The organism is Microbacterium hydrocarbonoxydans, from assembly GCF_011752045.1.
Taxonomy (GTDB): domain Bacteria; phylum Actinomycetota; class Actinomycetes; order Actinomycetales; family Microbacteriaceae; genus Microbacterium.
Map to the genome: position 1 here is coordinate 787,042 of NZ_JAAKXW010000001.1, position 25,748 is coordinate 812,789.

22 protein-coding genes are annotated in these 25,748 nt (G+C 70.2%); 5 read left to right on the plus strand and 17 right to left on the minus strand.

Annotation, left to right across the window (positions count from 1 at the left end; translation table 11 throughout):
- Window positions 1-64 precede the first annotated feature (64 nt).
- The gene (locus tag G6G98_RS03755) at window positions 65-1,423 is read right to left on the minus strand and encodes a PrsW family intramembrane metalloprotease (protein WP_243841991.1); all 1,359 of its coding nucleotides are present in this window, start codon (window positions 1,421-1,423) and stop codon (window positions 65-67) included.
- Between the two features lie 88 nt (window positions 1,424-1,511).
- Here G6G98_RS03755 and G6G98_RS03760 point away from each other — a divergent pair, with 88 nt between their 5' ends.
- Entirely contained in the window at window positions 1,512-2,381 is an 870-nt protein-coding gene (locus G6G98_RS03760) for a fumarylacetoacetate hydrolase family protein (protein ID WP_164233662.1), read from the plus strand.
- Window positions 2,382-2,451: 70 nt separating this feature from the next.
- On the opposite strand, the gene G6G98_RS03765 is transcribed toward G6G98_RS03760, so the two are convergent.
- The gene (locus G6G98_RS03765) at window positions 2,452-3,912 is read right to left on the minus strand and encodes an aspartate ammonia-lyase (protein ID WP_067351072.1); all 1,461 of its coding nucleotides are present in this window, start codon (window positions 3,910-3,912) and stop codon (window positions 2,452-2,454) included.
- A gap of 81 nt (window positions 3,913-3,993) precedes the next feature.
- The gene (locus G6G98_RS03770) at window positions 3,994-4,917 is read right to left on the minus strand and encodes a phosphodiesterase (protein ID WP_067351069.1); all 924 of its coding nucleotides are present in this window, start codon (window positions 4,915-4,917) and stop codon (window positions 3,994-3,996) included.
- Window positions 4,918-4,988: 71 nt separating this feature from the next.
- On the opposite strand from G6G98_RS03770, the gene G6G98_RS03775 reads away from it, so the two are divergent.
- Window positions 4,989-5,555, plus strand: a complete 567-nt coding sequence (locus tag G6G98_RS03775; protein WP_164233661.1) for a TetR/AcrR family transcriptional regulator — start codon at window positions 4,989-4,991, stop codon at window positions 5,553-5,555.
- Between the two features lie 48 nt (window positions 5,556-5,603).
- On the opposite strand, the gene G6G98_RS03780 is transcribed toward G6G98_RS03775, so the two are convergent.
- Complete coding sequence (locus tag G6G98_RS03780) at window positions 5,604-5,939, minus strand: peptidase (RefSeq protein ID WP_164233660.1); 336 nt, start codon at window positions 5,937-5,939, stop codon at window positions 5,604-5,606.
- On the minus strand, window positions 5,936-7,309 hold the full coding sequence (locus G6G98_RS03785; RefSeq protein WP_164233659.1) for an inorganic phosphate transporter: 1,374 nt from the start codon (window positions 7,307-7,309) through the stop codon (window positions 5,936-5,938). The genes G6G98_RS03780 and G6G98_RS03785 overlap by 4 nt, the downstream gene beginning before the upstream one ends.
- Window positions 7,310-7,466: 157 nt before the next feature.
- Between G6G98_RS03785 and G6G98_RS03790 the strand changes: the two genes are divergently transcribed.
- Both G6G98_RS03790 and G6G98_RS03795 read left to right on the plus strand, forming a co-directional pair.
- Window positions 7,467-9,563, plus strand: a complete 2,097-nt coding sequence (locus G6G98_RS03790; RefSeq protein ID WP_164233658.1) for a S9 family peptidase — start codon at window positions 7,467-7,469, stop codon at window positions 9,561-9,563.
- Between the two features lie 230 nt (window positions 9,564-9,793).
- Window positions 9,794-10,633 (plus strand): endonuclease domain-containing protein, encoded by an 840-nt coding sequence (locus G6G98_RS03795; protein ID WP_164233657.1) that lies wholly within the window; start codon window positions 9,794-9,796, stop codon window positions 10,631-10,633.
- Window positions 10,634-10,739: 106 nt separating this feature from the next.
- On the opposite strand, the gene G6G98_RS03800 is transcribed toward G6G98_RS03795, so the two are convergent.
- The 7 genes from G6G98_RS03800 to G6G98_RS03830 all read right to left on the minus strand — a co-directional run bounded on the left by G6G98_RS03800 (window position 10,740) and on the right by G6G98_RS03830 (window position 17,734).
- Window positions 10,740-11,768: an ATP-dependent 6-phosphofructokinase gene (locus G6G98_RS03800; RefSeq protein WP_067351054.1), complete on the minus strand. Its 1,029-nt coding sequence runs from the start codon at window positions 11,766-11,768 to the stop codon at window positions 10,740-10,742.
- A 204-nt stretch (window positions 11,769-11,972) separates the two neighbouring features.
- Window positions 11,973-14,117, minus strand: a complete 2,145-nt coding sequence (locus tag G6G98_RS03805; RefSeq protein ID WP_164233656.1) for a DEAD/DEAH box helicase — start codon at window positions 14,115-14,117, stop codon at window positions 11,973-11,975.
- Window positions 14,118-14,352: 235 nt separating this feature from the next.
- A complete protein-coding gene (locus tag G6G98_RS03810) occupies window positions 14,353-15,303 on the minus strand; it encodes a bifunctional riboflavin kinase/FAD synthetase (RefSeq protein ID WP_067351049.1) in 951 nt (316 codons plus the stop codon).
- Window positions 15,300-15,740: a hypothetical protein gene (locus tag G6G98_RS03815; RefSeq protein ID WP_243841992.1), complete on the minus strand. Its 441-nt coding sequence runs from the start codon at window positions 15,738-15,740 to the stop codon at window positions 15,300-15,302. Before G6G98_RS03815 ends, G6G98_RS03810 begins: the two co-directional genes overlap by 4 nt.
- Before the next feature lie 56 nt (window positions 15,741-15,796).
- A complete protein-coding gene (locus tag G6G98_RS03820; protein WP_067351044.1) occupies window positions 15,797-16,165 on the minus strand; it encodes a hypothetical protein in 369 nt (122 codons plus the stop codon).
- Window positions 16,162-17,055: a tRNA pseudouridine(55) synthase TruB gene (gene truB / locus G6G98_RS03825; protein WP_164233655.1), complete on the minus strand. Its 894-nt coding sequence runs from the start codon at window positions 17,053-17,055 to the stop codon at window positions 16,162-16,164. The genes G6G98_RS03820 and truB overlap by 4 nt, the downstream gene beginning before the upstream one ends.
- 28 nt (window positions 17,056-17,083) lie before the next feature.
- Window positions 17,084-17,734, minus strand: coding sequence for a hypothetical protein (locus G6G98_RS03830; RefSeq protein ID WP_164233654.1), 651 nt, complete (start codon window positions 17,732-17,734; stop codon window positions 17,084-17,086).
- Window positions 17,735-17,816: 82 nt separating this feature from the next.
- Between G6G98_RS03830 and G6G98_RS03835 the strand changes: the two genes are divergently transcribed.
- Entirely contained in the window at window positions 17,817-18,683 is an 867-nt protein-coding gene (locus G6G98_RS03835) for an A/G-specific adenine glycosylase (RefSeq protein ID WP_164233939.1), read from the plus strand.
- Between the two features lie 7 nt (window positions 18,684-18,690).
- Here G6G98_RS03835 and G6G98_RS17210 read toward each other — a convergent pair whose 3' ends face one another.
- The 5 genes from G6G98_RS17210 to nusA all read right to left on the minus strand — a co-directional run bounded on the left by G6G98_RS17210 (window position 18,691) and on the right by nusA (window position 25,680).
- The gene (locus tag G6G98_RS17210; protein ID WP_279587585.1) at window positions 18,691-20,853 is read right to left on the minus strand and encodes a helix-turn-helix transcriptional regulator; all 2,163 of its coding nucleotides are present in this window, start codon (window positions 20,851-20,853) and stop codon (window positions 18,691-18,693) included.
- Between the two features lie 82 nt (window positions 20,854-20,935).
- On the minus strand, window positions 20,936-21,364 hold the full coding sequence (rbfA, locus tag G6G98_RS03845) for a 30S ribosome-binding factor RbfA (RefSeq protein ID WP_067351028.1): 429 nt from the start codon (window positions 21,362-21,364) through the stop codon (window positions 20,936-20,938).
- 111 nt (window positions 21,365-21,475) lie between these two features.
- Window positions 21,476-24,271 (minus strand): translation initiation factor IF-2, encoded by a 2,796-nt coding sequence (infB, locus tag G6G98_RS03850; protein WP_067351025.1) that lies wholly within the window; start codon window positions 24,269-24,271, stop codon window positions 21,476-21,478.
- 94 nt (window positions 24,272-24,365) lie between these two features.
- The gene (locus G6G98_RS03855; protein WP_084788249.1) at window positions 24,366-24,638 is read right to left on the minus strand and encodes a YlxR family protein; all 273 of its coding nucleotides are present in this window, start codon (window positions 24,636-24,638) and stop codon (window positions 24,366-24,368) included.
- A gap of 58 nt (window positions 24,639-24,696) precedes the next feature.
- Window positions 24,697-25,680, minus strand: coding sequence for a transcription termination factor NusA (gene nusA / locus G6G98_RS03860; RefSeq protein ID WP_067351022.1), 984 nt, complete (start codon window positions 25,678-25,680; stop codon window positions 24,697-24,699).
- Between the last annotated feature and the right edge of the window lie 68 nt (window positions 25,681-25,748).

Consider the following 25,748-nt stretch of genomic DNA (forward strand, 5'->3'; position numbering starts at 1 on the left):
CGCCCGGTAGACTCGCAGGCATCGCCGCAGCACCGGGCGCTGAGTCTTGTTCGTGATGCGGTTCTCAGTAGGCCAGCAGAGCGGCCCGCGCGGCCCGCGTGCGCGCGAGCAGCGCCTGCTCGTCCGCCCCCGCCATCGGGTCGCGACCGGTGATCGCCCGCTGCCGCACGGCCGCGAGCGTCGTCGCGTCCTTGATGAACTCGCGCATCAGCGGGCGGCGGTCTCCGCGAAGCTGCGACGCCCAGTTGAGACCGACCTTGCGGCCGGCGGGAGTGGCCAGCATCGTGACCTCCTCCGGCGTGAACCAGCCTGCTGCGGCGTACTCGCCGAGTCGTGCCCTGGTCAGACGGGCCTCCTCTCGGCGGAGAGCGATGATGCCCAGGATGAAGCCGATGAACAGAGGGACCTGCACCGTGATGTAGAGCTGGAAGAAGTCGGCGAACGTCGCGGACCCGTTCCACAGCGCGTGCAGCAGCATCGCCCCGAGCATCCCGAGGACGCCGTAGCCGAGCGCCGCACCTGCTGAGGAGTGGCGGCGCGCTGCCAGGCCGATGGCGAGTCCGGTGAGCGAGGTGAACATCGCGTGCGCGAACGGCGACAGCAGCGCCCGGACGATGAAGGTCACGGTGAGCTGCGCTCCTCCGCCCTCGATGAGGCTGATCGCGAAGTACTGGATGTTCTCCGTGAACGCGAAACCCGCGCCGACCAGTGCGCCGTACACGACCCCGTCGACGGGGCCGTCGAAGGAGCGTCGTGCGATGAGGAAGACGAGGAAGACGCCGAAGCCCTTCCAGAACTCCTCGACGATCGGCGCCTGCACGACCGCGCCCGCCGCGTCGCCGAGCGGCCCGAAGAGCCAGGTCAGCCCGAGGTCGACGAGCAGGGTGAGGCCGATCGCCGCGATCGCACCCCAGGCCACCGCGAAGAAGACCAGGCTCTTCGGCTCCGGCTCCCAGCGGTCGATCATCCGCACGACGAAGAACACGATCGCGAGCGGGATGAGCGCGAGCACGAGGCCGATGACGGAGGCGAGCGGCCCGAGGAAGAGGCCGAAGTAGGCGATCAGCGCGAAGAGCAGGAAGCCGAGGAAGCCGAAGAGCCAGATCATCGCGACCCGCCCGGTGCGCTTCGGCACCGGCAGCGCCGGGAGTCCCGGTGCGGGAGCGGGCGCAGGCGGGGCCGGGGGCGCATAGCGGGCCGGCTGGGCGAGGACTGACGCGTACGGCTGCTGCGTGAACTGCGCCGGCATGTACGCGGACTGCGCATACTGCTGGGCCGAGTACTGCGGTGCCGGAGGCTGCAATGCCGGCGGATGCTGCGCGGCATGGTGCGGATGCGGAGCGGTCGCCGGCGGGGCCTGATGCTGCGGCGGCGCCGGCGGCGGCGTGTACGGCGATGGCTGGGACGGTCCTCCGGAACTCATAGCGACAGCATATGCGGCACAATCGCGTCGACCGGGCTCTGGCGACTTCCTCCAGCCTTTCGCCCGCGCCACCGGCTACCGTAGAGGTATGCGGTTCGCTCATCTGCGCCGTGCTGACTCACCTGTTGCGAATCTCGCCGTGGTGGAGCATGCCGACGCCATCCTCGTCTCTGATCTCCTGTCCGACGCCCCTGCCAGCCTTCAGCAGCTCATCGAGGGCGGTGACGAGCTCCTCGCAGAGCTGCGCGCGGCCCTCTCCGAGGGCTCCGCGCCGCGGCATCCCCTGGGCGACTGGGAGTACTCCTCCGCCGTCATCGCCCCACCCGCGGTACTCGCCGTCGGCCTCAACTACGCAGCGCACTCGAGCGAGCTGGGCCTGAAGACGGACGCGGCGCCGACCGTCTTCACGCTGTGGCCGAACTCGCTCACCGGGCACGGACAGACGACGTCGTGGCCGCGGGCACTCAGCGAGGCCGTCGACTACGAGGCCGAACTGGGCGTGCTGATCGGCACGCACGCGAAGGACGTCGACGAGGCGGACGCCCTCGGCCACGTGTGGGGCTACACCGTCGTGAACGACATTACCGCCCGCAACATCCAGTTCGCCGAGGCGCAGTGGTCGCGCTGCAAGTCGTTCGACGGCTTCACCCCGACCGGGCCGTTCGCCGTCACCGCCGATGAGATCCCCGACCCGCAGGACCTCCACATCTGGACCGTCGTCGACGGGCACACCGTGCAGGACTCGACCACCGGTCAGATGGTGCGCTCGGTCGCGAAGCTCATCGCCCACCTCTCGCAGTCGCTGACGCTGCTCCCCGGAACGCTGATCTCGACCGGCAGCCCGGGCGGCGCCGGCTACTCCCGCGACCCGCAGATCTTCCTCCGCGACCACTCGACCGTCACGGTCGGCATCGACGGCATCGGCGAGCTCACCACGCACTGCCGCATCCTCGGCTGAGCGCCCGCGGCCCGGACGCGGAAAGAGGCGGATACTGCGACAGCATCCGCCTCTTCCCGCGTTCTGAGACTCAGACCTGCGGCAGGTCCTCGGCCGCCACGACCGGGATCGCCGCGGTGATCGTCTCCAGTCCCGAGAGGCGGGCCGGCGAGAGCTGCTTGGTGACCTCTTCGCGCGACATCAGCCCGGCCTCGACGACGAGGTCGGCGACGTTGCGGTTGGTCAGCAGGGCCGTCTTCGCCAGCGCCGCCGCGGCCGCGTAGCCGATGAACGGGGTCAGGGCGGTGATCACGCCGACCGAGGCGCCGACCATCGCGCCCAGGCGGTCGCGGTTGGCGGTGATGCCGTCGACGCAGTTGACGCGCAGCGTCCACATGGCCTGGCGCATCCACGTGATCGACTGGAAGATCGAGTGCGCGATGACCGGCTCGAAGGCGTTCAGCTGGAGCTGTCCGCCCTCGACGGCCATGGTCACCGTCATGTCCGCGCCGACGACGGCGAACGCCACCTGGTTGACGACCTCGGGAATGACCGGGTTCACCTTGCCCGGCATGATGCTGGAGCCGGCCTGCATGGCGGGCAGGTTGATCTCACCGAGACCCGCCTGCGGACCCGACGAGAGCAGACGCAGGTCGTTGCAGATCTTCGAGAGCTTGATCGCGTTGCGCTTGAGCGACGAGGAGAACGACATGAACGAGCCGGTGTCGCTGGTGGCCTCGACGAGGTCGGTGGCGGTGGCGAGGTCGAGTCCGGAGATCTCGCGCAGGTGCTTGAGCACCGCCGGCGCGTAGTCCGGGTGCGTGGTGATGCCGGTGCCGATCGCGGTCGCGCCCATGTTGATCTCGTACATGAGCCACGCGTTCTCGGTCAGGCGCGTGTGGTCGTAGCCGAGCGTGCTCGCGAAGCCGTGGAACTCCTGGCCGAGGGTCATCGGCACGGCGTCCTGCAGCTGGGTGCGGCCGACCTTGAGGACGTCGTGGAACTCGGCGGCCTTGCGGAGGAACGACTGGCGCAGCAGGTCGAGCTCCTCGAGGAGCGAGCGCAGCGTGAGCGACAGGCCGATCTTCACGGCCGTCGGGTACACGTCGTTCGTGGACTGGCTCCGGTTGGTGTGGTCGATCGGCGAGAGGTACTCGTAGTCGCCCTTCTCGCGGCCGGCCATCTCGAGCGCGATGTTGGTGATGACCTCGTTCGCGTTCATGTTCGTCGAGGTGCCGGCGCCGCCCTGGATGACGCCGACCGTGAACTGGTCGTGGAACTCGCCGTCGATCACGCGCTGCGCGGCGCGGTCGATGAGGTCGGCGCGCTCGGCGTCGAGGACGCCGATCTCCCTGTTGGCGCGGGCGCTGGCCTGCTTGACCATCGCGAGCGCGATGACGAGGTCGGGGTAGACCGAGATGGGTCGCTTCGTGATCGGGAAGTTCGCATCGGCGCGAGCGGTGTGGATCCCCCAGTACGCGTCGGCGGGAATCTCCATGCTCCCCAGGGAATCGGTCTCGGTACGGGTGAGGGCGGGCGCGGCAGAAGCCATGTCACATCCTTGTGGGTGGTGGCGAGTGAGTGGAATGGGGGATGTGAACAGTCTACGCCGTGCGGACTGCGCGTTCTGATCTCAGCGCCCAGGTTTGCGCGAGAACGCCTCGAGCCGCTCCTCCGGAGTGAGCGCCGCCATGCGCCGCAGCCACGCTTCGGAGAAGTAGTCCCCTGTCTCCGCCCCGGTCACAGGGACGACGGTGTGGGTGATGGTGTCAGGATGCACGTGCACGAGCTGGAACGCCTGCGCCGCGTCCATGCCGTTGACCTCGGCCGCCGGGCGCGCGACGTTCATCGTGTAGCAGGTGGCCGAGGCCACGCTCACCGGGATGCCGGCGAAGGTGCCGTGGGCGGAGTAGTGCAGGTGCCCGGCGAGGATGCCGCGGACGTCGGAGCCCCGGACGATCTCCGCCAGCTCGTCCTGATGCCGGAGTTCGAGGATGTCGAACAGGGGCAGGTGGCTCGGCAGCGGAGGATGATGCATCGCGAGGAGCGTCCCGTGCGGCGCCGGCTCGGCCAGCACGCCGGCGAGCCACTCGAGCTGGGCGTCGTCGAGGTCGCCGTGGTGCCAGCCGGGAACGCTCGTGTCCAGAGCGATCAGGCGCAGACCGTGGAGGTCCCACACACCGGTCACCGGATCCTCGGTCGGGGCGAGCCCGAGGAGCTCCGCACGCAGCGCCGGCCGTTCATCGTGGTTCCCCGCGACCCAGACCACCCTGGTGCGCAGCTCCTCCGCCACGGGCTCCAGCGCCTCGCGGAGCCGACGATAGGCGTCCGGCTCCCCGAGGTCCGCGAGGTCGCCCGTCACCACGATCGCGGCCGGGTGCGGATGGACGGCGCGGATCGCCTCGAGCGTGCGCGCGAAGCTGGCCTGCACGTCGTACCGGCCTCCGAGCTTCGCGCCGGCGGCGAGGAAGTGCGGGTCGCTGACGTGGACGAGCACGTGCGAGGCGGGCTGGTGCCGGCCGAAGACGTGTTCTCCGGCGGCGGAGGGCACGGACATGCCCCCAGCCTAGGGGTCACCCCGGACACCGGCCAGCACGTCACCTGTAGTGATGCCGATAGAGTGCGCACATGGCGAAGAACGAGACGAGGAGACGGGCGATCGCGGACGCGGGGCTCGCCGTGCTCGCACGGGAGGGCTCCCGCGGCCTCACCCACCGCGCGGTCGACGAGGCCGCCGGCGTGCCGACCGGGACGACCTCGAACTACTTCCGCAGCCGCGACGCCCTGGTGGCGGGCCTGGTCGACCGCATCGGCGAACGCCTCGCCCCCACCCCCGACGATCTCGAGCGGCGGGCGCAGGGCGATCCCGGCCCCGGGCTCTTCGCCGACTACGTGCGCGACATCGTCCGGCGCCTCACCGATGACCGCGAGGTGACCATCGCGCTCTTCGAGCTCCGGCTGGAGAGCAGCCGGCGTCCCGAGGTCGCCGCGGTGCTCGGCGCATGGCAGCGCGCCGGCCTGGATGCGGATGTCGCCTTCAACGCCGAGGCGGGGCTGCCCGGAGGACGCCGCGAGATCGCGCTGTTCCACTACGCGATCGACGGACTGCTGCTCGATCGGCTGACGACGCCGATCGACCCCGCCACCTCCACCGACGCGGTGATCGACGACCTCGTCGCCGGGCTCCTGCGCTGAATCCCTCGGCCGCCCGGCGGCGGTCACCGCCGAAACGGCGGATGACCGTCAGTGGCCGACGACGATGATGAGGATGCCGGCGATCACAGCGGCGGCGCAGAGCACGAAGCATCCGTAAGCCCCGACCAGCGCCAGGTTCTTCTCCCCCTGGGTGAGGGGGCTCTTCTTGGCCGCTTTCGCCGCCTGCTTCGCCGCTCGCTTGAGCTCCTTCTCGGAGATCACCGTGATCGCGTCGGTGAACTCGGCCGGGCTCACGACGGGGGCCCGCCCGCTGCGCACGAGCAGCCGGAGCCCGAGCGCGTAGAAGGTGACGATGGCGCTCGCGCCGATCAGCGCGGCGAGGAACACCTGGCCGAAGGCGACCCAGTCGATGACGACGTTCACTTCGACTCCTCGCTGCTCTGCACGGCGGCCTCCTGAGCCTTCGCCGGCTTCGACGCCTTGCCTTCGGCCTTCTTCTTCTTCGCCTCGGCCTTCTTCTTCGCTTCGGCCTTCGCCTTCGCCTTGGCCTTCTCGCGCGCCTCCGCCCGGGCCTTCGCCTCGGCCTTTGCCTGTTCGATGCGCTGCTGACGACGTGTGGGCGGCGGGGTGTCCGGAAGCTCCACGGCGAGGCCCGACTCTGCCACGTCGCTCATCGCATTGGCGTGGGTGACCTCGTCGCGTCGCGAGCGCAGGAACAGGCCGATGATCACGGCGAGAGCGAGGACGGCGTCGATCGCGACGCCCCAGTTGCCCAGCCACTGGACGAGCAGGGCGGCGACGGCGCCGACCGCCCCGGCGGCCGGAAGAGTCAGCAGCCAGCCGATCGCGATGCGCCCGGCGGTCGCCCAGCGCACCATCGAGCCGCGGCGGCCGAGACCGGAGCCGATGACGGAGCCGGAGGCGACCTGGGTGGTCGACAGCGCGAAACCGAGGGCGCTGGAGGCGAGGATGGTCGCGGCCGTGGAGCTCTCGGCGGCGAAGCCCTGAGCGGGCTTGACGTCGGTCAGGCCCTTGCCGAGGGTGCGGATGATCCGCCAGCCGCCGAGGTACGTGCCCAGCGCGATGGTGAACGCGCAGGCGACGATCACCCAGAACTCGGGCTCGTGGTGCGCGTCGGACTGCCAGCCGATCGTGATGAGGGCGAGGGTGATGATGCCCATCGTCTTCTGGGCGTCGTTCGTCCCGTGCGCCAGGGCGACCAGGGATGAGGTGAAGATCTGGCCCCACCGGAAGCCGTCGCGGCCGTCCGGCTTGCCGTCATAGCGGCGGGTGATCGAGTACGCGATCTTCGTCGCGACGAATGCGATGATCCCGGCGGTGAGCGGCGCGATGAGCGCGGGAAGGATGATCTTCGACAGCACGACGCCGAAGTCGATCCCCATGAAGCCGACGCCCACGAGCGTGGCGCCGATGAGACCGCCGAACAGCGCGTGCGAGGAGCTCGAGGGCAGGCCGAGCAGCCAGGTGAGCATGTTCCAGGTGATCGCGCCGATGAGTCCGGCGAAGATCAGCGGCAGGAACACCTCGGCGCCCATCTCCCTGATGGCGTCCTCGCGGACGATGCCGCCGGAGACGGTCTTCGCGACCTCGGTCGACAGGAAGGCGCCGACGAGGTTCAGGACGGCGGCGAGGAGCACCGCGGTCTTGGGCTTCAGCGCGCCGGTGGCGATGGGCGTCGCCATCGCGTTCGCGGTGTCGTGAAATCCGTTGGTGAAGTCGAAGAAGAGTGCCAGCGCGATCACCAGCACGACGATGAGGGCTGCGGTTTCCACCGTTCGCTTTCGGTCGTTGAGGAAGAGGGTGAGTGTCGACGTGATCGACGTGATGAACGAAGAGTTCACCGTGGGTTTGACTTCCGTTAACCGGCCCCGGTAAATCCTCCCATCCTCCCGGGAACCGGTCAACTCGACCTGGGCTAGCGTGGAGCGCGTGACTGATGCTCCTCGCGCCGCCCGCCGCTCGACCCTCCGCACGCACCATGGCGACACGTTCGACGATCCCTACGAGTGGCTGCGTGAGAAGGAGTCCCCCGAGGTCGTCGCGCATCTCGAGGCGGAGAACGCCCACACGGATGCCGCGACAGCCCATCTCGAGGGCCTGCGCGAGCAGCTCTTCCAGGAGATCAAGGGCCGCGTGCAGGAGACGGACCTGTCCGTGCCGACCCGGCGCGGCGACTGGTGGTATTACAGCCGCACCGAAGAGGGGTCGCAGTACGGCATCCACTGCCGCACTGCGGCCGCCGCGGGCGACTGGACGCCGCCGGTGCTCCAGCCCGGTGTCCCGGTGCCCGGCGAGATCGTGCTGCTGGACGGCAATGCGGAGGCGGAGGGGCACGAGTTCTTCTCCCTGGGCGCCTTCGACACGTCCGACGACGCGACGCGGCTGCTGTGGTCGACCGACTTCGAAGGCGACGAGCTCTACACGGTGCACGTGCGCGACCTCGTGACGGGCGAGACGCTGGCCGACGAGATCCCGGACACGAGCGGCGCGTTCTTCACACCGGACGGCACCGGCGTCGTCTACACCACCCGCGACGAGGCGTGGAGGCCGGACACGCTGTGGCTGCACCGCATCGGCACCCCCGTCGCCGAGGACGTGAAGCTCTTCCACGAACCCGACGAGCGCTTCTGGCTCGGCGCAGGCATCACCCGGAGCCGGAAGTACCTCGTGATCGGCGTCGGCTCGAGCATCACGAGCGAGGAGTACATCGTCGATCTCGACGGTGACCTCACCGCGGAGCCCCGGCTGGTCTGGCCCCGGCAGGAGGGAGTGGAGTACTCGTTCGAGCATGCGGTGGTCGACGGCGAGGACCGGCTGTACATCCTGCACAACCGCGATGCGCTCGACTTCGAGCTCGTGTCGGTGGCCGCCGCCGACCCGCAGGGCGAGCAGCGCGTGGTGCTGGCCCACGAGCCGGGACGGCGACTGCTCGGCATGGATGCCTTCCGGGACTTCGGCACCGTCGAGTACCGCAGAGAGGGCCTCGAGCGCGTCGCATTGCTCGACTACGCCACGGACTCCCTGGAGGATGTCGCGTTCGACGAGCCGCTCTACTCCGCCGGGGTCAGCGGGAACCCGGAGTGGCACTCCCCCTTCCTCCGCCTCGGCTACGCCTCCTTCGTCACCCCCGGCACGGTCTACGAGCTCGAGCTCGCCACGCGCCGGCTCGTGCTGCGAAAGCAGGTGCCCGTGCTCGGCGGCTACGATCCGGCCGACTACGGGCAGCGACGCGACTGGGCGACGGCGACCGACGGAACCCTGGTGCCGATCTCGCTGGTCTGGAAGCGGTCGTTCGGGGAGCCGGGCTCCGAGGTGCGCCCTCTCCACCTGTACGGGTACGGGTCGTACGAGCACTCGATCGACCCCGGCTTCTCCGTGGCCCGGCTCTCCGAGCTCGACCGCGGCGTCATCTTCGCCGTCGCGCACGTCCGCGGTGGCGGCGAGATGGGCCGGCAGTGGTACGAGGACGGCAAGCTGCTGAAGAAGAGGAACACCTTCACCGACTTCGTGGCCTGCGCCGAGCATCTGGTCGCCGCCGGGGTGACCTCTCCGGACCGCCTCGTCGCCGAAGGCGCCAGCGCGGGCGGACTGCTGATGGGCGCGGTGACGAATCTCGCGCCGTCGCTGTTCGCGGGAGTGCTCGCCGGCGTGCCGTTCGTGGACGCGCTCACGACGATCCTCGACCCCTCGCTGCCGCTCACGGTCATCGAGTGGGACGAATGGGGCGACCCGCTGCACGGCGCGGACGTCTACGAGTACATGAAGTCGTACACGCCGTACGAGAACGTCCGCGACGGCATCCGCTACCCGCGCATCCTCGCGGTCACCTCCCTCAACGACTCGCGCGTGATGTACGTCGAGCCCGCGAAATGGGTCGCGCGGCTGCGCGACGCGGGAGCATCCGACGTCCTGCTGAAGTGCGAGATGGTCGCCGGGCACGGCGGCGTGAGCGGGCGCTACAACTCCTGGAAGGAGCGCGCCTTCGAGCTGGCCTGGATCCTCGACGTCCTCGGACTCGCGGGCTGAGGGCGGAGGCCGCGGCGGGTCTGCGCCTCTGCAGCCCTGCGCCTCTGCGGCTCGCGGGAACAGGCGATCACGCCGCGGCAGGCCTTCCGCGACCACATCCGCCTGCTCGCGCATGATCGCCTGTCCCGGCGCGAGCGGACTCCTTCTGCACCGATGCCCGATCGGAGCGAGTTCGTCGATCTGACGTGCACCGCGTCAGCGCAACCGAAGATACGGGCCATCATCGCGGGATGAAGTCTTTGCGACAGTGGATGCACGAGCACGGCGACGTGGCTCATTCCTCGGTCCTCCGCAGCGCCGGCTACACCGACCATCAGATCCGGGATGCCGTGCAGAAGGGGACGCTGCTCCGGGTGCGCCGTTCGTGGCTCGTGACGCCTGCCTGCTCCCCCGCCGCGTTCGCCGCCGCATCGGTCGGCGGGCGCGTCACATGCGTGACCGCGGCTCGCGAGCTCGGGCTGTGGACGCCGGCGTCGGATGCAAAGCCCGTTCATGTGGCGCTCCCGCACTCGGCGTCGCGCATCCCGCCGATCGGCGTGCTCGTCCATCGCGCCACGGGCCCTGTGCCGACAGCGCGGCGGGCGAGCCGCGAGCCGCTGTTGAACACTCTCTTCCACGTCGCCCGCTGCCTCGCCCCGGTGCAGGCTCTCGCCGTCTGGGAGTCGGCGATCAGGACCGGGCTGACCGACGCGGAGCACCTGCGACGCACCGAGTGGTGCAGCCGCCCTGCGCGTCGGCTCGCGGAGCGCTCGGAGCACTTGTCGGACTCGGGCCTGGAGACCCACTTCGTCGAGCTGATGCGGCAGGTCGGGGTCGCCGTACGACAGCAGGTCTGGATCGACGGTCGGCCCGTCGACGCGCTCATCGGCGACCGGTTGATCGTCCAGCTCGACGGCTTCGCGCATCACCAGGGCAGGGACCGCCGCCGAGACATCGCCGCGGATGCCCGGCTCGTCCTGCTCGGCTTCACCGTGCTGCGGTTCGACTACCACCAGCTCCTGTTCCAGCCGGAGTTCGTGACGCACACCGTGCTCACCGCGATCGCCCAGGGCCTGCACCGCATCCGGTGAGCCGTGCCGCCGACGCAGGCCTTCGAGCAAGAACAGGCGAATGCCTGCGCATTCCGCCTGTTCTCGCGTGGTCGCCTGATGCGAGGCGGCGCAGGTGGCTCCGAACTCAGCCGAAGAGCGTGGCCGCGGCGTCGTAGCGGTAGCGCGGCACCGTGTTCAGCTCGCCGAGCGCCTCCGCGAACGGGACCCGCACGATCTCGGTGCCCTGCATCGCGACCATCTGGCCCCAGGCCCCGTCGACGACGGCATCCGCCGCATGCATGCCGAGGCGCGTGGCGAGCACCCGGTCGAACGCCGACGGCGCACCGCCGCGCTGGATGTGGCCGAGAATGGTCGCCCGCGTCTCGATCCCCGTGATCCGCTCGATCTCGGGGGCGAGCTGGTCGCCGATGCCTCCCAGCCGAGGGCGGTTGAAGGCGTCCAGGCCCTTGTCGCTGTACGCCTCATCCATGCCGAGCAGCTTGAAGCCCTCCGAGACGACGACGAGCGGCGCGCGACCGCGGTCGTGCGCGCTGGTGACGAGTTCGGCGATCTCCTCGAGGGACATCGGCACTTCAGGGATGCAGATGGCGTGCGCTCCGGCAGCCATTCCGGCATGCAGGGCGATCCAGCCGACGTGACGTCCCATGACCTCGGCCACCATGCAGCGCTTGTGCGAGTCGCCGGTGGTGCGCAGGCGGTCCATGGCCTCGGTGGCGATGTTCACCGCGGTGTCGAAGCCGAACGAGTAGTCGGTCGCACGCAGGTCGTTGTCGATCGTCTTCGGGACGCCGACGACGTTGATGCCGTCCTTCGCGAGGCGGTCGGCGGCGGCCAGAGTGCCCTCGCCGCCGATCGCGATGATGCCGTCGATCTTGTGGCCGTACAGCGTCTTGGCGATGTTCTCCGCACCGCCGCGCTCACCCTCGTAGGGGTTGGTCCGGCTGGTGCCGAGGATCGTGCCGCCGACCTTCGAGAGCCCCTTGACCTCGTGCCGGGTGAGCGGGAAGAAGTCGCCGTCGACGACGCCGCGCCAGCCGTCTCGGATGCCGACGAACTCGAGGTCGTAGACCTGGGTGCCTTTCAGCACGATCGCACGGATGACCGCATTGAGTCCGGGACAGTCGCCACCGCTCGTCAGGATGCCGATCTTCATGCTGCCGCCTTCGGTTGTTCGGGTGATGGGGGGATGAGGCGACGCTGCCTGCGATCGACACTAGCGCCCCGACGCCGCACAGCGCCATTCGTGACGCCGAAAACCCGGAATCTTGCGGCCGTTTCGCGACGAATCGGCAGAACTTCGAGAAGCTGGGCCGATCGCCGCGAAAACAGCGGCAAGAACCACGGTTCTTAACGACTGTCAGGAGCCGCTGAGCGCCTCGCGCAGCAGATGCATGAGCGCGGCGAGCTGCACCGGCTCCCCCGCCGTGTCGTCGATCGCCTCGCCGTCGAGCGCACGGGCCGCGAGCCCCTGCTTCTGGTCGATGAGCTCGGCGATCTTGGTGTCGATCGTGTGCGCGGCGATGATCCGCCACGCGGTGACCGGTTCGTCCTGACCGATGCGGTGGACGCGGTCGATCGCCTGCGTCTGCTCCGCAGCGGTCCACGAGAGCTCGGCGAGCACGACGTTCGACGCCGCCTGCATGTTCAGGCCCACGCCCGCCGCGGTGAGCGAGCACACCGCGATGCCGACCGAGGGGTCGCCGTTGAAGGCGTCGATCGCCTGCTGGCGGGCGGTGGAGGTCTGGTCGCCGCGGATCGAGACGGCGCGGATGCCGGCCGAGGCGAAATGCGCCTCCGCCTGGTCCATCACGTCGATGTGCTTCGCGAAGAACACGACCTTGCCGACGGAGCGCTGGAGCTGAGCCGCGTAGTCCGCCGCGAGCTGGGCCTTGGCCTGGCCGATGCGCCGCACCATGGTGAAGACGTTGTCTCCCCCGGTACCCGCGGCCTTCGACTCCTCGAGCTCGTTCTGCGCGACGAGACGGACGATGTCCTCGTCGATCTCGCCGGGGGCGAGTCCGCGATCACCGCGGGCGTCGATGATGCGGCGGTAGCGGGTTGCGAGGCGCTCGCCGAGCTCCCGCTCGGCCTGGCGGATGCTGCGCCCGAACTCGTCGTCCAGCTGCACCGGCAGATCGGCGATGAGCTTGTCCGGCAGATCGGCGGCGACATCCTTCTTCTTGCGGCGCACGATGCCCATCGAGATCACGGCGTCGCGCGCCTCCGGATAGAAGGCCTTGTCCGCCGGAGTGAACCCGGTGGCGTCGAGCTTCTCCATGAGCTCGGGTCCGGGCTTCTCCCCCGTCGTCCAGCCCAGGAAGCGCCAGATCGCGTCGAAGTCCTCGACGTCGTTGATCAGCGGGGTGCCCGTGAGCGCCAGCATCAGCGGCTTGCCTCCGGGGGTGCGCTCGCGCATCCGGGTGGCGAGGGACAGCACGTTCTGCGACCGCTGCGAGTTCAGGTTCTTGATGAAGTGCGCCTCGTCGACGACCATGCCGCGCAGGCCGATCGACGCGAGCCAGGACAGGTGGCGATCGAGGATCTCGTAGTTGACGATGAAGACGTCGGCGAAGGCATCGATGTCGTCGCCGTCGCCCTGGATGACGGTGGCCCGTCGCTGCGGGGTCCACCGCTCGACCTCGCGCGCCCAGTTCATCTTCACGACGTTGGGGACGACCGCGAGCAGCGGGTAGGCGCCCGCTACGGAGGCGGCGAGCACGGACTGGGCCGTCTTGCCGAGGCCGGGCTCGTCGGCGAGGAGGAAGCTGCGGTGACCGCCGCGGACCGCCTCCAGGAAGCGCGACTGGTGCACCATGACCTCGAGGCCCTTGGGCGACACGTGGTCGAACTCGGGCGCGGGCGGCAGGTCCATCGTCGCGGCACCGCCGCCGGCGCCGATCTCGAAGGACTTGTACAGCGGCCCCATCAGCTCCCAGCCGTCCAGGCGGCGACGCGGCGTGCTGGTCGCCCGCGGGGTCAGGTCGGGTGCGAGGAACGGGTTCGCGAGCTGGCGCGCCTCGACGGAGGGCGGGGTCACCTGGCGCTCGGCGATGGCCGCCGGGACGACGGGCGCCTGCACCGGCGCCACGTCGGCGATGATGAGCTCCTCGGGGGCGAGCTCCGCACCGGACTCCAGGAGCCAGTCGCGCCGCATCCGCTTGGCGACGGGAGACGTCGCCTGATCCGCCTCGAGCAGCTGGATCAGGGAGGTGTCGCGCGCCGCCGTCTTGGCGAGGATCGTCGCCACGCCGTCGAGCCGCTTGAGCAGCTCTGCGCGTGCGGCGTCGCCGAGCCCGGCATCCGCCTTCACCCTGGCGCGCTCCTCGCGCACCAGGAAGGCGATCACCTGGAACTTGACCCGGTTGGTCGGGCCGAGCTTCCCCCGCTGGGACTTCGCCTCGATCTCGCGCACCTTGCGCGCGAGGATCGGGATGAGGGGGGCCTCGTCGTCGCGACGAGTCGTCTTCTTGCGCCGCGTGGCGGCGGTTGCCGTGGTCGGCATGCTCCTCCTGAGCGTGAGGGCCGACGCATCCGGCCGGATGCGGTGGCCGTCTCGGTGTCCGCAGGTGGCGTGAGATCGCTCCGAAGTGTCGGTGGCGTCACCAGGACTGTACGAACAGTAGTTCCGGTTGCGGACGATGCGCGATGCACGCACGGGAATCCTCTGCAACCGCTGGCAAGTCTACGCCATCCCCCCGGCAGGACGTCGAGAGTGACACGGAGAGTTCCTCCGGCCTTCAGCCCCGCGCGTCGAGGACGCGGCGCGCGTCGAGGACATCGGCTGCGATCTGGTCCTTGAGCTTCTCGATGCCCTCGAAGGCCACCATGCCCCGCAGGCGCTCTGCGAACTCGACGGTCACATCGTGACCGTACAGCTCCAGTCCGCTCTCACCGAGCACGTGCGCCTCGACCTGGCGCTCCAGCACATCGTCGAACGTCGGATTGGTCCCGACCGAGATGGCTGCCGGATGCCGGATGCCGGTGTCGTGATCGACGAGCCACCCCGCGTAGATGCCGTCGGCGGGGACGAAGGAGTCGACGACGGCCGACAGGTTCGCGGTCGGGAAACCCAGCTCCCGTCCGCGCTTGAGGCCGTGCACGACCTCGCCGCGCACGTCGACAGGCCTGCCGAGCACCTCCGCCGCCGTCGCGACGTCACCCTCCATGAGGAGTTCGCGGATCCAGGTCGAGGAGACCCTGCGATCCGAGCCGGGGAGGAAGACGTCCTCGACGACCTCCACTGTGAAGCCGTGCTGCGATCCCATCTCGCGCAGGAGCTCGGGGGTGCCCGACCCCCCGCGCCCGAAGCGGAAGTCCTCGCCGACCAGCACGCTCGAGACCTCGAGCGCTTCCACGAGGATGTCCACGACGAACTCCTGTGCGCTGCGCGAGGCCAGCTCGGCGTCGAAGGTGAGCAGGAGCGTCGCGTCCAGCTCGAGCTCTCCGAGGAGCTCGAGCTTGCGGTCGGTGGTCACGACGTTCTCCGGGCACCGATCCGGGCGCAGGACGGCCAGCGGATTGCGGTCGAACGTGACGGCGACGGCCCGGGAGCCGGATGCCGCCGCGCGCTCCTTGAGCCGGCGGATGACGGCGCGGTGGCCGGCGTGCACGCCGTCGAACTTGCCGATGGCGACGGCCGAGGGGCCGAAGCCGGCCGGGACCTCCCCTGGGCCGCGGAAGACGATCATGCGGTCACCTCGACGGGTTCGGCCGGAACGTCGGACGGGCGATGAGTGCGAAGCCACCAGATGCCGAACACCGGCAGCACCAGCGGGATGAACAGATAGCCCCGCCCGAACACCGACCACACGGTGTCATGGGAGAACAGCTCGGGCAGCACGAGACTGAGCGCACCGATGACGATCACGCCGGTGAGCTCGAACACGATCGCGACCCAGGCGACCGTGTACCAGCCCCGTCGACGCGCCAGCACGAGGGCCAGCGTCGCGAGGATGTACACGACCGCAGCCACGGCAGACAGCGAGTAGGCGAGCGGGGCCTCGTCGAAGCGACGGACGATCTGCACGAAGCTGCGCCCGGTCGCCGCCAGCGCCATCACCGCGTACACGACGACGAGGACGCGACCGATGCCGGTCATCCGGGAGGAGGGGACGGGAGTGCTCATAGCGTCCTCCATCCTAGTTGCGGCTCGCCGGTCACCGGCCCGCGGTGCGGGCCCGCTCACGCGATCTGGACGGTCCAGATCACCTGCATCCGCCACAGCATGATCGCGATCGCCAGGGCTGCCACGCCCAGGACGACGGTGCTCCAGCGGCTGCGCTCCATGAGCGCCCACAGCACCGCGCCGACGGGCAGCAGCACCGCGGAGACCAGGTACACCCAGAACTCCAGAAGGTCCCCGGTGGGCGGGTTCCCGGTGAGAGGCGCGAGGATCGAGACGATCACCTGCACGAGGAGCAGCGCTTCGACGAGTGCGAGCGCGCCGACCGTGAAATCGCTCGGTCGGCGGCCGAGGAGCCCTGCGGCGAGGCAGAACAGACCCGCCGCCACCGCGACCGCGATCTGCGCGACGGTGAGCCAGAGGATCATCGGACCGCCTCCGGCATGTTCATCGCGCTCTTCAGATCGGATCCGCGCTTCTCGACGATCCCGACGAGGACGCCGTCCTCGTCGATCGCGGCGGCGAGGGCGCCGGCGAGCCGGGCGGCCTGACCGACGAGCCGCTTGCCGTGGCGGAGGTCTCGCGCCTCCTCGGCGGAGACGTCGAGCCGGTCGAGGACCCGCACGGCGGCCTCCGCCGGAGTGAGCACGGTCGCGTCGTCGAGTGCGTCGATGCCGACGGCATCCGCCACGTCGAAGTCGCCCACCCTGGTGCGCCGAAGGGAGGTCAGGTGACCGCCGACCCCGAGACCGGCGCCGAGATCCCGCGCCAGCGACCGGATGTACGTGCCGGAGGAGCAGTCGACGACGACGTCGAGGTCGAGGAAGCCGTCGCCCTGTCGCTGCGCGAGGACGTCGAAGCGCGAGACCGTCACCTCTCTGGCGGCGAGAACGACCTCCTCGCCGGCACGGACGAGATCGTAGGCGCGCTTTCCGTCGACCTTGATCGCGGACACGGAGCTCGGCACCTGTGAGATAGATCCGGTGAGGGCGCGGACGCCGTCCGCGACGCCCTCCGCAGTGACACCGGCCCAGTCCTGCGTCGAGGCGCGGGTGAGGATCGCCCCGTCCGCGTCGTCGGTGCCGGTCGTCTGCCCGAGCCGGATCGTCGCCTCATACGTCTTGTCGGCGCCCACGATGTAGGTGAGCAGGCGCGTCGCTCCCTCGATGCCGATCACGAGAAGTCCCGTCGCCATCGGGTCGAGCGTGCCGGCGTGGCCGACCTTGCGCGTGCCGAACGCGCGACGCGTGCGCGCGACGACGTCATGGCTGGTCAGTCCAGCGGGCTTGTCGACGAGGAGGATGCCGGGCGAGACCATCCCTCAAGCCTACGATGCGGGCGGATGCTCAGCCGCACACCTCGTACGAGGGCTCGCTGCGGGTCGTCACGGTGACATCGGACGCGGTGACGACCCCTTCGCGGAACTCGAAGAACACATGGGCCTCATCGTCGCCGGGGAGCATGATCCAGGTGCCGCCGCCGATCTGAGCAGTGCCCTCCTGGGCGCCCGGGTAGGCGGCGAGAACCTCTTCCTTCGTCGCGCCGAGTCCGAGCCCCTCCGCCGTGACCGGCGCGTCCGCGACCATCGGGATCTCGGCGGTCGTGTACACGGTGATCTCGCTGATCGGCGCGGTGTCGCTCTCCGTGCCCCGAACGAAGAAGATCCCGTGGCTGGCGTCATCCGCGTTCCACCACGCCGTCCACGAGCAGTTGGCCGTGTCGTGCTCCCAGGTGTCGGGCAGCCCGTCGAGCGTCGCCGCGAGATCTCCGCCGATCTCGATCGGCCCCACTCCCTCCGGGCTGATGATCCAGGTGGACGTGTCGTCCGGATCGGGCTCGGGCGCCGTGGTCGGCTTCTCGGTGGGTGTCGCGCTCGGCGACGGGGCCGGCGTCGGGCTCGACGACGGTGCGCCGCCCGTCGAGGCCGGCGCGCAGCCGGCGAGTGCTGCGACGAGGAAACCCGTCGCGATGATGGCGCTGCCTGTCCTGATGTTCATGCGATGCCCCTTGCTCTCCGGTCGGGCGGCATTCGCTTAGGCTGACGAGGTGTCTCCCTCGTCGCCCCCCGCCCCCGCGGGAATGCCGCCTCTCGCGGAATGGTACCGAGGTAACGCCCGGGATCTGCCGTGGAGAAGGGCGACATTCCGTAACGATTTCGGGGCCTGGGGCACGCTGGTCAGCGAATTCATGCTGCAGCAGACGCCGGTGAACCGCGTCATCCCCCATCTGGAGGCGTGGCTGACGCGCTGGCCGACGCCCCGCGCGCTCGCGGCGGCGACCCCGGCCGAGGTGCTCCAGCAGTGGGCGAACCTCGGCTACCCCCGCCGGGCGCTCTGGCTGCACAGGGCTGCCGTGGAGATCACCGAGCTCCACGACGGCATCGTTCCCCGGGACGTCGACGCCCTGCTCGCGCTGTCCGGCATCGGCGACTATACGGCCAGGGCCGTCGCGGTGTTCGCGTACGGAGACCGGCATCCGGTCGTCGACACGAACACTCGCCGGGTGCTGGCGCGCGCAGTGCAGGGTCTGGCCCAGCCCGCCCCGCCGTCGAGGCGCGACCTCGCGCTGATGGAGTCGCTGCTGCCAGCATCCGACGACGAGTCCGCGGTCTTCAACGCCGCGGCGATGGAGCTCGGCGCGACGGTGTGCACGGCACGCGCGCCCCGTTGCGAGGAATGCCCGCTGGTCGCGAGCTGCGCCTGGGTCGCCGAGGGACGCCCTGACACCGGAGACACCCGCCGCCGTCAGGCGGCATACGAGGGCTCGGATCGTCAGGCGCGCGGCGCCGCACTGCGGATGCTTCGCCACGCCGCACCCTCCGGCGTCCCGCTCGCCGCCGTCCTCGCGGACTGGCCGGATCCGCTCCAGCGCGACCGCGCCATCGACTCGCTGATCGCCGACGGACTGGCAGAGGCTGACGGCGAGATGCTGGCGCTCCCCCGCTGACCGGCCGTCACAGATACTGAGCCGTGCGGTGCGCCAGCACCGTGAGCTCGACGCGGCTGCGCACGTCGAGCTTGGCGAACGCACGACCGAGGTGCACCTCGACCGTCCGTACCGAGACGTTCAGCGCCTCGCCGATCTCCCGGTTCGGCGCCCCTCTGGCGGCGAGCATCGCCACCTCCAGCTCGCGCGCGGTCAGCACCGCCTCCCAGGCGCGACGACACGACGTCAAGGGGCTCGCGCTCCGCTCCGTCCCTCCCGCCGCGTCCTCGAGCTTCTCCAGCCGTGCGGAGATCGCGGACGCCCAGGCGTCGGCGCCCGCGACCTCGAACAGACGACGCGCGGTCCGCAGGTGCTCCGCGCCCAGCGCGTGCTCCTCCCGGATCACGGATCGGATGCCGAGCATCGCCTCGACGCGCCCCCGCGCGAAGGGTGACGCGAGCGCGCGTGCGGCCTCGCCGATGCCGGGGCCCTCCACGCGCCACCGCGCATCCGGCGTCGTGGCGACGCGCGCACAGAGCCGCTGGGCGAGGGCGATCTCGGGCGGTCCGATCCGCCGCACCGGCTCCGGGTCGCCGGACATCACGGCGACCTCGTCGAGGTCGGGCACGGCGAAGGCCGGCTGCGGCGCACCGCGATCGGTCCAGAGCTGCAGGAACGAGGACGCCTCGTCGAAAGATCCGCCGAGATACGCCTCGATGCCCCGATCGACGAGCTGGTCGATCCTCGCGGGCGCGGGGAGCGCGGCGGTGAGGGCGAGCGCGAAGGGGCCGAGGCGACCCAGCACGGCCAGGTCCAGCCTGCGGACGAGGACGACGCCGAGTCCGTCGAACGGGAGAGCGATGGGCAGGGAGACCGCGGCGCGCAGCAGGCACCTCCGCGCCTCCCCCAGGTCGCCGCGCCAGACCAGCAGGAGGGCCTCGGCGATCGCGCGGTACGCCTTCACGAGCGGGCTGAACTCGAAGCCGGCCACGAACGGGTCGCTCTCGGACTCGATCCCCGAGTCCGCCAGGGCCAGGTGACGGAGTCCCCGATCGACGTCCCCGCCCATCGCGGCGCGCAGCGCCTGGAGCATCCCGCCGGTCAGCGGCCCCGTGCCAGTGGCATCCTCCTGCTCGCTCTCCCCGGCGATCAGCCAGGCCAGCGCGACGACGGGATCGCGCAGCTCGCGCTCGGCGCCGACCCTGGCACACCCCTCGCGGAGAGCCTCGAGCCACGTGCGCATGCCGCGCCGCTCGCCGCGTTCGGCGCAGAGGACCGCGCCGAACGCCGCAGCGCGCGCCCACGAGTACCAGTCCTCAGGGTCGTCGCTGCGGGGGCGAAGCGATCCCGGTTCGATGTCGGGAACCGCGCCCTGCAGATGCGCTTGAGCGACGATCAGGCCGCCCAGCCCCTGGAGGCGGTAGCGCTCGGCGCCCTCAGGGAACAGGCTGCCGAGCCAGGCCACGGCCTCCGCGGCGTACCCGGCGGCGATCGACGTCACGCCTGCCACCAGCCTCGCCTCGTCGCGGTCGACTCCTGCCGCATGCGCGGCCGCCTCGGCCGAGAGGAGGAGCGCCCGGTCCTGATGCCCCGCCTCCGACAGCTCCCGGGCGATCCTGGTGAGCTCCGGCGCCGCGGCCGGCAGGCCGTGCAGCGACGCCCTGGCTCGATGCCAGTCGGCGCTGACGCGGTCATCGCGGTCGGCGAAGACGGCGGCCAGCCGCCTGTGGACGGCGGACTCGTCGGCCGCAGGCGCCTCGGCACGGAGCCACACGGCGAGGAGCGGGTCGCGGAACCGCACGCGGCCGGCCCTGACCACGAGATGCTCACCGGCGCCGCTCGCGACGATCTCTGCGGCCACCCGCCCGTCGAACGCGATCAGCGGGTCGAGGTCGTCGTCGAGGCGCACCGCCACGGCGAGCAGCAGGTCACGGTCGCGGACGGACAGCTCGAGGCTGTCGTAGCGAACCTCGATCGAGGCGACCATCGGCAGCGGTGAGGGCAGCGGACGCAGCCCCTGACGCTGCGCGAAATCGAGCCGTGCGGCGACGTCGCGGATGGTGATCGGGTCGCCGTTCAGCTCCGCGTGCAGTCGGGCGACCACGTGCGGCGCACAGCTCACGTCCTGCGCGAGCAGTGCTTCCACCGTCGAGGCGAGCACCTCCGGTGCCGCTGCCTGCGCTCCGTGCACACTCCAGACGTCGATGCTGATCCCCCCAGCCGCGAGACGCTTCTCGCTGTGCAGAGATTAGCAAACGGCGACCTCGGAGGGTTCAGTCCTCGATGTCGTCGTCGTGACGATAGGGATCCGCGTCGCCTGCGTGCGACGCAGAGGAGGCCAGCTTCGCGACCTCCGCGTCTCGCTCCTGAGCCTGACGGAGCAGGGCGGAGATGTGGTCGGCGTTCTCCGGCAGCGCGTCCGGGATGAACTCGAGCGTCGGCACGAGACGCGTGCTCAGCTGACGGCCGACCTCGCTGCGCAGCATCCCGGTGGCCGACGTCAGAGCGGCACCGCTCGAGAGCCGCTCCTCTTCGCTGCCGAGCACGGTGTAGAACACCGAGGCGTGCTGAAGGTCGCCGCTCACGCGGACGTCGGTAATCGTGACGAAGCCCAGGCGCGGGTCGCGCAGGCCCTTCTCGAGCCGCTCGGCGAGGATGACGCGGATGCGGTCCGCCAGACGAGCCTGTCGTTCACCAGCCATGATTCTTCTTTCCTCTGAGTCCGTTCGTTGAGCGAGCGAAGCGAGACGAAACGCCCCTCACGGAGCGTTTCGTCTCGTCGCTTCGCTCCTCGCTCAACGACCGGGTACTGATCAGCCGCGCGGCTTCTCGACGAGCTCGGTGGTCTCGATCTCGTCGCCGATCTGGATGTCGTTGTACTTGCCCAGGCCGATACCCGCCTCGTAGTCCGTGCGGACCTCGGTGACGTCGTCCTTGAAGCGGCGCAGCGACTCGATCGCCAGTCCGTCGGCGATGACCACGCCGTCGCGGATGACACGGGCCTTGGCGTTGCGCGTGATCGTTCCCGACCGCACGATGACACCCGCGATGTTGCCGAACTTCGAGGAGCGGAACACCTCGCGGATCTCGGCGACACCCGACTGGACCTCTTCGAACTCCGGCTTGAGCATGCCCTTGAGGGAGTTCTCGATCTCGTCGATCGCGTTGTAGATGACCGAGTAGAACCGGATGTCCACGCCCTCGCGGGAGGCGCGCTCGCGCGCCTTCGTGTCGGGGCGGACGTTGAAGCCCACGATGATCGCGTTGTCGATCGTCGCCAGGTTCACGTCGGACTCGGTGATCGCACCCACACCGCGGTGGATGATGCGCAGCTGCACCGAGTCGTCGACCTCGATCTTGAGCAGCGACTCCTCGAGCGCCTCGACGGCACCGGAGACGTCACCCTTGATGATGAGGTTGAGCGACTCGACCTTGCCCTCTTCCAGAGCACGGGTGAAGTCCTCGAGCGAGATGCGCTTGCGGGCCTTGGCCAGCTGGGCGTTGCGCTCGACGGCCTCGCGCTTCTCGGCGATCTGACGGGCCATGCGGTCCTCGTCGGTGACGATGAACACGTCACCGGCGCGGGGCACGGAGTTCAGACCCTGCACCTGGACCGGACGCGACGGGTAGGCCTCTTCGACCGCCTCGCCGTTCTCGTCTGCCATGGCGCGCACGCGGCCGTAGGCGGTGCCTGCGACGATCGCGTCGCCGACACGGAGCGTTCCGGACTGGATGAGCACCGTCGCGACCGAGCCGCGGCCCTTGTCGAGCTTCGCCTCGATGGCGACTCCTCGAGCGGCCTTGTTCGGGTTCGCGGTGAGGTCGAGGCCGGCGTCCGCGGTGAGCAGGACGGCGTCCAGAAGCTCGGCGATGCCGGTGCCGGCACGGGCCGACACGTCGACGAACATGACGTCGCCGCCGTACTCCTCGGCGACCAGGCCGTACTCGGTGAGCTGCTGGCGCACCTTGGCCGGGTTCGCCTCGGGCTTGTCCACCTTGTTCACCGCGACCACGATCGGCACGTTCGCCGCCTGCGCGTGGTTCAGCGCCTCCACCGTCTGCGGCATGATGCCGTCGTCGGCGGCGACCACGAGGATCGCGAGGTCGGTGACCTGCGCACCACGGGCACGCATGGCGGTGAACGCCTCGTGACCAGGGGTGTCGATGAAGGTGATGGCCCGCTCGATGCCCTCGTGCTCGGTCCAGACCTGGTAGGCGCCGATGTGCTGGGTGATGCCGCCGGCCTCACCCTCGATGACGTTGGTCTGACGGATGGCGTCGAGGAGGCGGGTCTTACCGTGGTCGACGTGACCCATGACGGTGACCACCGGCGGGCGGATCTCCAGGTCCTCGTCGCTCTCGTTCTCCAGCTCGGCCTCGAGGTCGAGACCGAAGCCCTCCAGGAGCTCCTTGTCCTCGTCCTCGGGCGACACCATCTGGATCTTGTAGCCGAGCTCCTCGCCGAGGATCTCGAAGGTGGCCTCGTCGAGGGACTCGGTCGCGGTGGCCATCTCACCCAGGTTGAACAGGATGGTGACGAGCGTTCCGGGCTGGACGGTGTAGCCGTTCAGCGCCTCGAGCTTGTCGGCGAAGTCGGAGATGGAAGCACCACGGCGCAGGCGGATGATCTCGCCGTTGCCCTTGGAGACGTTGACGCCGCCGACGACCGGCGCCGACCGCATCTCGAACTCCTGCCGCTTCGCCCGACGCGACTTGCGCTGCTTGCTCTTGCCGCCACCCTTGCCGAAGGCGCCAGCGGTGCCACCGCCGGGGCCGCGGCCACGGCCGCCGCCACCGCCCGGACGGCCGGCGAAGCCGCCGCCGCCGGGACGAGCGCCGGGACCTGCACCGGGCGCGCCGGCGCCGCCGGGACGACCGGGACCGCCGGGACGCTGCTGGAACGGTGCGCCGGGACGACCGCCCTGACCGCCGCGCGGAGCGCCGGGACGGGGGGAACCGGGACGGGGAGCGCCAGGACGCGGTGCGCCGGGGCGCGGCGCCTGCGGACGCGGGATGTTGCCGGGGGTGGGACGCTGACCCATGCCCTGCGCCGAGGCGAAGGGGTTGTTGCCCGGGCGGGGTCCCGCCGGGCGCTGGCCCATCCCCTGCGAGGAGGAGAACGGGTTGTTTCCGGGGCGCGGGGCACCGGGCTTCGCCGCGGCATTGGCACCGGGCTTCGGCGCGGCGTTGTCACCGGGCTTCGCCCCTGCACCGGCAGAGGGCTTCGGCGCCGCAGGGGCGGCCGGAGCCTGCGCGGCAGGCGCCGGGGTCTCCGCCGGAGCTGCCGGAGCAGCGGGGGCGGGCGCCTCGGCGGCGGGCTTGGGGCCCGGCTTCGGGCCGGGGACGGGCGCGCCGGACTTGGCGGCCGGCTTGGGCGCGCCGGGCTTCGCAGCAGGCGCCGCCGGCTTGGAAGCGGGGGCCGCGGCGTCGGACGCCTTCAGCGAGCCGTCGGCTTCGATGGCGGCGCGCAGCTTGCGCGCGACCGGGGGCTCGATGGTCGAGGACGGGCTCTTGACGAACTCGCCCAGTTCCTTGAGCTTCGCAAGTGCGACCTTGCTGTCGACGCCGAGTTCAGCGGCGATCTCATGTACGCGTGGTTTGGCAGCCACAATTCTCCTGTCTGGGTCGGTCGGCCCAGGCAGGGCAGACCATTAGTCGCGGACGGGTCTCATCTCGAGCCGTTCACTTTGTTTCCATAGCCGTTCAGCCTTTGTTCCGGTGGAAGTACCGTTGGATGGTCTGCGCGTCCTCGGCCTCGGGGAATTCCAGAGCCGGGGACACACGGAGTGCGCGTCCGAAGGCACGGCGCCGCAGTGCGGCATCCATGCACTCCTGCGTCGGATGCACCCACGCGCCGCGTCCCGGCAGGACAGCACGCTCATCGATGACGAGGGTGTTGTCTTGGCTCACCACCCTGAGCAGGGTGGAGCGGGAAGCACGCGTGCGACAGCCGACGCACGTTCGTACGGGATCCATCTTACACCTGCGTTCCGCCCCGGCTCACGCGCGAAGGTAGCGAGTCGGGGTCGAGGGGTCAGTCCAGGACGCTGTCGGGCTGGATGTCGATCTTGGCACCGGTGAGCTTGGCGGCCAGGCGCGCGTTCTGGCCCTCCTTGCCGATCGCGAGCGACAGCTGGTAGTCCGGCACCAGGGCGCGGACGGCCTTCGTGCCCGCGTCGAGGATGAACGCGCTGGTGACCTTGGCAGGCGACAGGGCGTTGGCGACGAAGGCGGCGAGCTCGGGGTCGTGATCGACGATGTCGATCTTCTCCCCCGCGAGCTCCTCCGTGACGGCGCGGACTCGGCGTCCGAGCTCCCCGATGCAGGCGCCCTTGGCGTTGATCGACGGGTCGTTCGCCTTCACCGCGATCTTCGTGCGGTGGCCGGCCTCGCGCGCGAGCGAGACGATCTCGACGAGCCCCGCCGCGATCTCCGGGACCTCCAGCGCGAAGAGCTTGCGGACCAGGCCCGGGTGCGTGCGCGAGACGGTGATCTGCGGACCCTTGAGGCCCTTCGCGACACTGGTGACGTACACGCGCAGGCGTGCGCCGTGGGTGTACTCCTCACCGGGCACCTGCTCCTCGGGAGGAAGGATCGCCTCGACCGATCCGAGGTCGACGTGGATCATCCGCGGGTTCGGTCCCTGCTGGATGACGCCGGCGACGATGTCGCCCTCCTTGCCCTTGAACTCGCCGAGCACGGCGTCGTCGGCGATGTCGCGCAGGCGCTGGCTGATGACCTGCTTCGCGGCGAAGGCGGCGATGCGGCCGAAGTCGTCGGGCGTCGCGTCCTCTTCGCCGATGATCGCGCCCTCTTCGTCCCGGACGACCTGGAGGACGTCGACGTGACCCGTCTTGCGGTCGAGCGCGACGCGGACACCTTCGGGTGCGGGGCCGTCACCTGCGACGTGCTTGTTGTAGGCGGTCAGAATGGCCTGCTCGATGATCGCGACGAGTTCGTCGAAGGGGATCGCCTTCTCCTTCTCGATCCCACGCAGAAGACTCAGTTCGATGTCCATGACGGCTCCCTATTCAGCTCTCGTCGCGCCTGTTCGCACGCGCGACATCCGTACAACGATACCCTGTG

Excerpts from the sequence above, each read along its gene's own strand:
- G6G98_RS03815 (WP_243841992.1), bottom strand. The coding sequence starts at position 15,740 with ATGAGCACTCCCGTCCCCTCCTCCCGGATGACCGGCATCGGTCGCGTC.
- G6G98_RS03770 (WP_067351069.1), bottom strand. The coding sequence starts at position 4,917 with ATGTCCGTGCCCTCCGCCGCCGGAGAACACGTCTTCGGCCGGCACCAG.
- G6G98_RS03855 (WP_084788249.1), bottom strand. The coding sequence starts at position 24,638 with ATGGATCCCGTACGAACGTGCGTCGGCTGTCGCACGCGTGCTTCCCGC.
- G6G98_RS03805 (WP_164233656.1), bottom strand. The coding sequence starts at position 14,117 with ATGCCGACCACGGCAACCGCCGCCACGCGGCGCAAGAAGACGACTCGT.
- G6G98_RS03765 (WP_067351072.1), bottom strand. The coding sequence starts at position 3,912 with ATGGCTTCTGCCGCGCCCGCCCTCACCCGTACCGAGACCGATTCCCTG.
- G6G98_RS03755 (WP_243841991.1), bottom strand. The coding sequence starts at position 1,423 with ATGAGTTCCGGAGGACCGTCCCAGCCATCGCCGTACACGCCGCCGCCG.
- truB (WP_164233655.1), bottom strand. The coding sequence starts at position 17,055 with ATGGTCTCGCCCGGCATCCTCCTCGTCGACAAGCCCGCTGGACTGACC.
- G6G98_RS03800 (WP_067351054.1), bottom strand. The coding sequence starts at position 11,768 with ATGAAGATCGGCATCCTGACGAGCGGTGGCGACTGTCCCGGACTCAAT.
- nusA (WP_067351022.1), bottom strand. The coding sequence starts at position 25,680 with ATGGACATCGAACTGAGTCTTCTGCGTGGGATCGAGAAGGAGAAGGCG.
- G6G98_RS03795 (WP_164233657.1), top strand. The coding sequence starts at position 9,794 with ATGAAGTCTTTGCGACAGTGGATGCACGAGCACGGCGACGTGGCTCAT.
- G6G98_RS03760 (WP_164233662.1), top strand. The coding sequence starts at position 1,512 with ATGCGGTTCGCTCATCTGCGCCGTGCTGACTCACCTGTTGCGAATCTC.
- G6G98_RS03835 (WP_164233939.1), top strand. The coding sequence starts at position 17,817 with ATGCCGCCTCTCGCGGAATGGTACCGAGGTAACGCCCGGGATCTGCCG.
- G6G98_RS03830 (WP_164233654.1), bottom strand. The coding sequence starts at position 17,734 with ATGAACATCAGGACAGGCAGCGCCATCATCGCGACGGGTTTCCTCGTC.
- G6G98_RS03775 (WP_164233661.1), top strand. The coding sequence starts at position 4,989 with ATGGCGAAGAACGAGACGAGGAGACGGGCGATCGCGGACGCGGGGCTC.
- rbfA (WP_067351028.1), bottom strand. The coding sequence starts at position 21,364 with ATGGCTGGTGAACGACAGGCTCGTCTGGCGGACCGCATCCGCGTCATC.
- G6G98_RS03810 (WP_067351049.1), bottom strand. The coding sequence starts at position 15,303 with ATGATCGTCTTCCGCGGCCCAGGGGAGGTCCCGGCCGGCTTCGGCCCC.
- G6G98_RS03820 (WP_067351044.1), bottom strand. The coding sequence starts at position 16,165 with ATGATCCTCTGGCTCACCGTCGCGCAGATCGCGGTCGCGGTGGCGGCG.